This window comes from Carnobacterium divergens (genome assembly GCF_900258435.1).
In the GTDB taxonomy this organism is placed as follows: domain Bacteria; phylum Bacillota; class Bacilli; order Lactobacillales; family Carnobacteriaceae; genus Carnobacterium; species Carnobacterium divergens_A.
Window position 1 is genome coordinate 24,893 of the sequence record NZ_LT984412.1, and the last position, 5,720, is coordinate 30,612.

Here is a 5,720-nt window from a genome sequence, read left to right on the forward strand (position 1 = left end):
CGGTCTGTACTGAAATCAAGGTATTATTGGGAATCCCAGCTTAAATCATAGATACCGTAAGGGATTTTATTCTTTATTTAAAACTTTGCAACAGAACCATTAATTTGAAGGTGTGCAATCATTCTTTAGACTGCCCTTAGCAATCGAAGTCCATTCAAAATAACAACCAATGTACTTCCTTCATGAATAATGACACTGATGGCAATATCCGTTAAGCCCAAGAAACTAACGACAATTAAAAAAGCAACAACGGCCATTGAAAAAATAATATTCTGCCAAATAACACGGTTCATTTTCGAAGAAATATTATGAGATTGTACCAATTTTGATAAATTGTTTTGCATTAAAACTAAATCAGATACCTCTACTGCCACATCAGTCCCATCTCCCATAGCGATTCCCACATCTGCATTAACAAGAGCAGGAGCATCATTTACACCGTCTCCAACCATGGCGGTCACACCGTATTTTTCTTTTTGTTCGTCTATTATTCTGGATTTGTCTTCCGGCATGACATTTGCAATCACTTCATCTATTCCCAATTGTTTAGCAACCGCTTTTCCCGTCATTTCTGAGTCACCAGTAATTAATGTGGTGTGTATACCTTGTTTTCTGAAATACTCAATGGTTGCTTTTGCATGTTCACTTGGAATGTCCATGAGGGCAATAAGGCCTAGAACCTCTTCATCTACTGCTACGTACACGACTGTCTTACCTTCTGAAGCCCATTCATTATTTAAACGACTATACTCATCTGAAACATCATCAAACGAAGTCGGTTTTCCTATACGATAATTTCTCCCTTTGTAATCTCCTGTCAATCCTTTACCAATCTGGTTTTCTACATCAATAGTTAGTTTGTTTTTTTGCTCAAACTTTCTTAGAATAGCATCTGCTAAAGGGTGATTGGATTCTTTTTCAAGAGCTACTACGATATCAATCATGTTTTCTTCGTTCACGGAATCAGCAAAATAATAATTGGTTACTTCAGGTTTTCCTTTGGTCAAGGTGCCCGTCTTATCAAATGCAATTGCTTTAATATCGGCTAATTGAGACAGGTAAGAACTACCTTTTGAAAGGACTCCTTTTTTGGCTAAATTAGAAGTCGTCGATAGCGTTGCCGAGACAGTAGCTGCTGCTAAAGCACACGGTGAAGCTGCAACTAAAAGGACTAATCCTCTATAGACACTTTGTGACCATGTCCAATCAAGTAGAAAAGGTGCCAATAACATGAATAACGGAATGGCAATTAAAACAACTGTGACGTATTTGGGTTCAAATTTTTGGATAATACTCGCAGCTTTTGTTTGGCTATCTTGGTTCTGGTTCACTAATTGTAAAATTTTTGAAAATACTGTATCTTCGTTTTCTTTGGTGACTTTCATCGTGAAGCTACCTGTTCCATTAATTGTACTCCCGAAGACGCCATCTCCTTTGTATTTCTCTTTCGGGATACTTTCTCCATTAATAGACGACTCATCAATGGATGTAGATCCAGACAAAATGACGCCATCAATAGGTACTTGATCGCCATTCAAAACTTGAAGTTGATCTCCCACTTTTAATTCACTGACATCTACATTTTTTGTACTGCCATCAGGTAGGATTAACCGGGCAGTCGTTGGATTCATTTCGAGTAATTTCGTTATTTCTCGTTTGCTTCTTCCTTCTGCATAATCTTCCAAAAAATGTGCTCCAGAAAAAATAAGAATCAATAATGTTCCTTCCCAAAAATTCCCCATTAAAGAAGCTCCGATTGCCGCTAATCCCATTAAAATATGAGAATTAGGCATGAACTTTTTTTGGTTTTTTGAGTTCTCAATTGTTTCTCCAAGGCCTTCAAGAACAATGACATGATACCCAGCGCTGATTGTAGCGATTGAGAACAAAACATTTTGTAGCAACTGATAATCTTCATTCAAAAATAGAGCAATCACTGCTAATGCTAAACCAACAAAGTACAAAACGACTGGCATTTTCCCATGATCATGATCGTGACCGTGGTTGTGATTATGCTTTTCTTGAGACTGTTGTTTTTGGACAGTTTCCATTTCTATTGCCTCCCTATATAATTTATAAGTCCTTTGTTTTCCATCATTTACTTCTTGAATCACAAAAATTTCCGCTATTTCTGGATCCTTTCGTCTATTCCAAAAGTAAATCGTAATGAATCTACTTTACATATGACTAACTAATCATATGTTTGTATTCTCATTTTACATCGCTATATACGTTTTGTCAAGATAAAGAGAACGCAACTTCTCTTTATCTTGACAAAAGATTAGCATTGTTTCGCTCATATGGTAATATAGATATGAACGAAAGGTCATATGAAAGGAATAAAAACACTATGGATATAAAAACAACTTCTCCAATCGATAAAGAATCTATTCTGTCAATAAGCAAACTATTTAAGGTGATTAGTGATCCTACACGATTGTCGGTTCTCTTTCTTTTACAGAAAAAAGAGTGTAGTGTTGGAAATATCGCTATTTCTCTGGACATGGAACAGTCTGCTATTTCTCATCAATTAAAAACGTTGAAAGACGCACGCTTAGTAAAATCAAGAAGAGAAGGAAAAAGTATGCTTTACAGTTTAGATGACCTTCATGTTTTTAGTATTCTCGAACAAGTTTTAACTCATGTCAGTGAATTAGAAAAATAAAACCAATTAGTTATGTAGCATACAAACTTAGGAGGTTTTTAAAATGTCAAAATCAGATAAAAATCATAATCACTCGCATCAGGATCAATCGAAAAAAAATATTAAAATTGCTTTCTTCATAAATTTTATTTTCTCCATAAGTGAATTTTTCTTTGGGTTGGAAAGTCAACGAAAAACTAGACACGGAGTTAAGAGAATTTAAGAATTATATTTTTCAAAGTCTTTTGGAGACTTGTAATCAAGACCTGAATGCATCCTTTTTGTATTGTAATAGGTCTCAATGTATTTAAATATTTCTTGAGTAGCCTCAGCTCTTGTCTCAAAATGAGCATCATTAATAAGCTCTCTCTTTAGCGTCTTATAAAAAGACTCCATCATTGCATTGTCATAGGGATTTCCTTTACGACTCATGCTAGATTGAGCACCGACTTGACGAAGAGTAGATTGATAACGAGAGCTTGTATATTGACTCCCTTGATCAGTATGGACAATCAAGCCAGGCTGAGGATGTTCTTTCCCACAAGCTTGTAAGAAGCAATCCCTCACCAGTTTATCTTGCATCCGTGAAGACATTGACCAGCCTACAATCTTACGTGAAAAAACGTCGATATTCACGGCTAAGTATAAGGTGCCTTCTTTGGTAGGGATATAGGTCATGTCTCCCAGCCATACTTTATTAGGAGCTGTTGCTTTAAAGATCTGATTAATTAAATTGGGTCTTGAAAGCGAAGCTCCTTTTCTGTTGTAATGTTTATATTTATAACGGCTTCCCTTGGCATAAAGTCCCATCAAGTGCATCAGTTTCCCAACACGTTTCGTGTTGGTCATAATACCAGTATTATGAAGTACCTTGGTAATTCTAACCGCACCATAGCGTCCCTTATGCTCATGAAAGACAGCTTTTATCTTCTCTGAGAGAATTTCTCTCTCCACTTGTTGTTTTGAAGGACGACGATGCATGTATTCATAGAAACCTGAGCGAGAAACCTTAAGAACTTTTACTGCATGCTTAATTTTTATCTTCCCATGATGTTTCAAGAGAAATTCAAAACGTTTTACTTGCTTCGCTTCAAGAAGACCCGGAACTTTTTTAGAAGTTCAAGTTCCTCCTGAAGATAACGATTTTCTTTCTCTAACAATTTAATCTTATGTTGGGCATCAGCTAGGGCTGTCCCATTGCCTGGAAAAGCACTTTCTCCATATTCTTCAACTTCTTGAACCCAGCGATAAAGACTATTGGCATGAACCTCAAGCTCTTGGCTGACTTCTTTAACAGAGTAACCCTCTTCAAGAATGAGTTTTACTGCAGAATTTTTAAATTGTTTATCGAATTTTCTTCTTGCCATAATAAACCTTTCCACGATTTCTCTTAACTTTGTGTCTAGTTTATTATAACCTTTCCAAAAATATAGCTCATTTTGTGTCTAAATATTTGACATTAGTCCAATAATCAAGCGGGCGATTGCTTCACCTTCTCGGTCGCTGTCGGTCGCAATCACGATTGTTTCCGCTTCATCTAAATACTTTTTGACGATCTTGTATACCTGTCAATACGGATTGAACTGTTGTTAATGCTCCGGAAATTCTTCCTTGAATATCTCCTGCAGCTGCACCTAAATATAAAGTTTGGAAATTATTTTGTAGAAAATTCATAGCTCACTCTCCTTTATTTTTCTTCTTCTCTTTATAAAGCTATTGTTTGTTCTTGCTTTTGTTCTCTAGCCTTGAAATTGTTTATTTGAGTAATCTTTGAGCTCTTCAACTGCTTCAGCTACCTTCCCTACTTTTCCTTTATATGAATTATATTTACGTGATTTGTGCCAATAAGACGTCACACGAAGCCCTAGCTTCTTCATTAAGCGCTGTACCTTCTTGTGGTTGACGTGATAGCCACGTTGCTTAAGTCATTCACTCATTGGACGATAACCTGCATTGGCATGTTCTTGACGTATTTTAAGCATTTCTTTTTCGATAAGCTCATCGGTTCAAATGGCCTCTAAAGTTTTGCCAAAGTGTTTCTTCCGACTTCAAGTCCGGACGATAAGTCCACTGATTTTCTTTCTCACTTAAGATCTGTATGAACTGGTTTTCAATCATTTGTTCCGAATGACTCATTTGATCCCCCCCTCATTTCCATAGTTGCCACCATTTTTTAGATTCTGTTTTTACCGGATCTTTTTCTTTTGCCTTGTTTCGTTCTTCTTCTGATAACTTCAATTGAGCTTTCAGTCGTTCAATTTCTTCCTGCACCTCACCCCTTATCGACGATCCATCTTTCATATCCTCCTGCATATCCTCCTGAGGCATTTTAAGAGCTTTCAATTCATTGATTTCTGATTTATATTCTTCTAGCAATTTTTTATCCTGCAAAGCTAGGCGTTGTTGTTGGTCTAAGAGATTTTGCATTTGCGATATTTGGCTATCTTTATTTTCTAGTTGCTTATCTTTAACAAATAACTGTTGTTCTAGTATTTTAACTACAGATAAATCACCAGTTGTGGGGTTACTAGTATCGGTTACCTTGTCGTTACCAGTTGCGTTACTAGTGGTAAAGTGTTGTTTTAACAACATATATCCAGTATAGGTTACTACTAAAGTTTTCACTCCGTTACTAGTAACGGTTTCCACATGGTTTGCTCTAAATTCTTCGGTTAATCTTTTCCTGACAGCTTGTTTCGATACGTTAAATTCGTCTGCAAGCTCTTTAATCGTTTTTAATTCTTCACTCATTGTCTATGTCCTGCCTTTTAACCGTAGGTAGATATTGCTCGATTGCTTTTTTCAGATACTTCGCTACATTGCGTTTAGAATAGGCTTCTTGTTTGCTGGCTACATAGCTTAAATGGTCTTTGACCCCATTCAATCCTCTTAATTCCTTTAACTCGTCATAGAGAGGGTACACGTGCGCCTGCAATCCTGCCATAAGTGACGTATCGGTCATTTCATAAGGACTTAACAGCATATTATCCAACAAAAGTTTCGTGTATTTACTTTTTAATGCTTTCCCTGCTAAAAGTTCTTCTGCTTGTTCTTTATTTGCTTTATCCTGCAAATA

The 5,720-nt window shown here is 36.4% G+C and carries 5 protein-coding genes and 3 pseudogenes; 1 reads left to right on the top strand and 7 read right to left on the bottom strand.

Annotated elements, in window-relative coordinates; all coding sequences use genetic code 11:
- Positions 1-125: 125 nt before the first annotated feature.
- Complete coding sequence (locus CDIMF43_RS00455) at positions 126-2,051, bottom strand: heavy metal translocating P-type ATPase (protein WP_109840891.1); 1,926 nt, start codon at positions 2,049-2,051, stop codon at positions 126-128.
- 299 nt (positions 2,052-2,350) lie between these two features.
- Here CDIMF43_RS00455 and CDIMF43_RS00460 point away from each other — a divergent pair, with 299 nt between their 5' ends.
- The gene (locus CDIMF43_RS00460; protein WP_068561834.1) at positions 2,351-2,665 is read left to right on the top strand and encodes an ArsR/SmtB family transcription factor; all 315 of its coding nucleotides are present in this window, start codon (positions 2,351-2,353) and stop codon (positions 2,663-2,665) included.
- 198 nt (positions 2,666-2,863) lie between these two features.
- Here the strand turns inward: CDIMF43_RS00460 and CDIMF43_RS00470 are convergent.
- The 6 genes and pseudogenes from CDIMF43_RS00470 to CDIMF43_RS00490 form a co-directional block, all read right to left on the bottom strand.
- A protein-coding gene (locus tag CDIMF43_RS00470) for an IS3 family transposase (protein WP_095586744.1) occupies positions 2,864-4,011 on the bottom strand; the annotation gives its coding sequence in 2 pieces (ribosomal slippage) (positions 2,864-3,759 and positions 3,759-4,011; 1,149 coding nt in all).
- Between the two features lie 99 nt (positions 4,012-4,110).
- Positions 4,111-4,206: pseudogene (locus CDIMF43_RS13935) on the bottom strand (toprim domain-containing protein); the annotation flags it as partial.
- A complete protein-coding gene (locus tag CDIMF43_RS13685) occupies positions 4,178-4,318 on the bottom strand; it encodes a hypothetical protein (RefSeq protein ID WP_167554804.1) in 141 nt (46 codons plus the stop codon). The pseudogene CDIMF43_RS13935 and the gene CDIMF43_RS13685, both read right to left, overlap by 29 nt.
- Positions 4,319-4,431: 113 nt before the next feature.
- Positions 4,432-4,647: pseudogene (locus CDIMF43_RS00480) on the bottom strand (IS3 family transposase); the annotation flags it as partial.
- Between the two features lie 145 nt (positions 4,648-4,792).
- Positions 4,793-5,395: a DUF536 domain-containing protein gene (locus tag CDIMF43_RS00485; protein WP_109840892.1), complete on the bottom strand. Its 603-nt coding sequence runs from the start codon at positions 5,393-5,395 to the stop codon at positions 4,793-4,795.
- Positions 5,388-5,720, bottom strand: a pseudogene (locus tag CDIMF43_RS00490) (RepB protein); the annotation flags it as partial. The gene CDIMF43_RS00485 and the pseudogene CDIMF43_RS00490, both read right to left, overlap by 8 nt.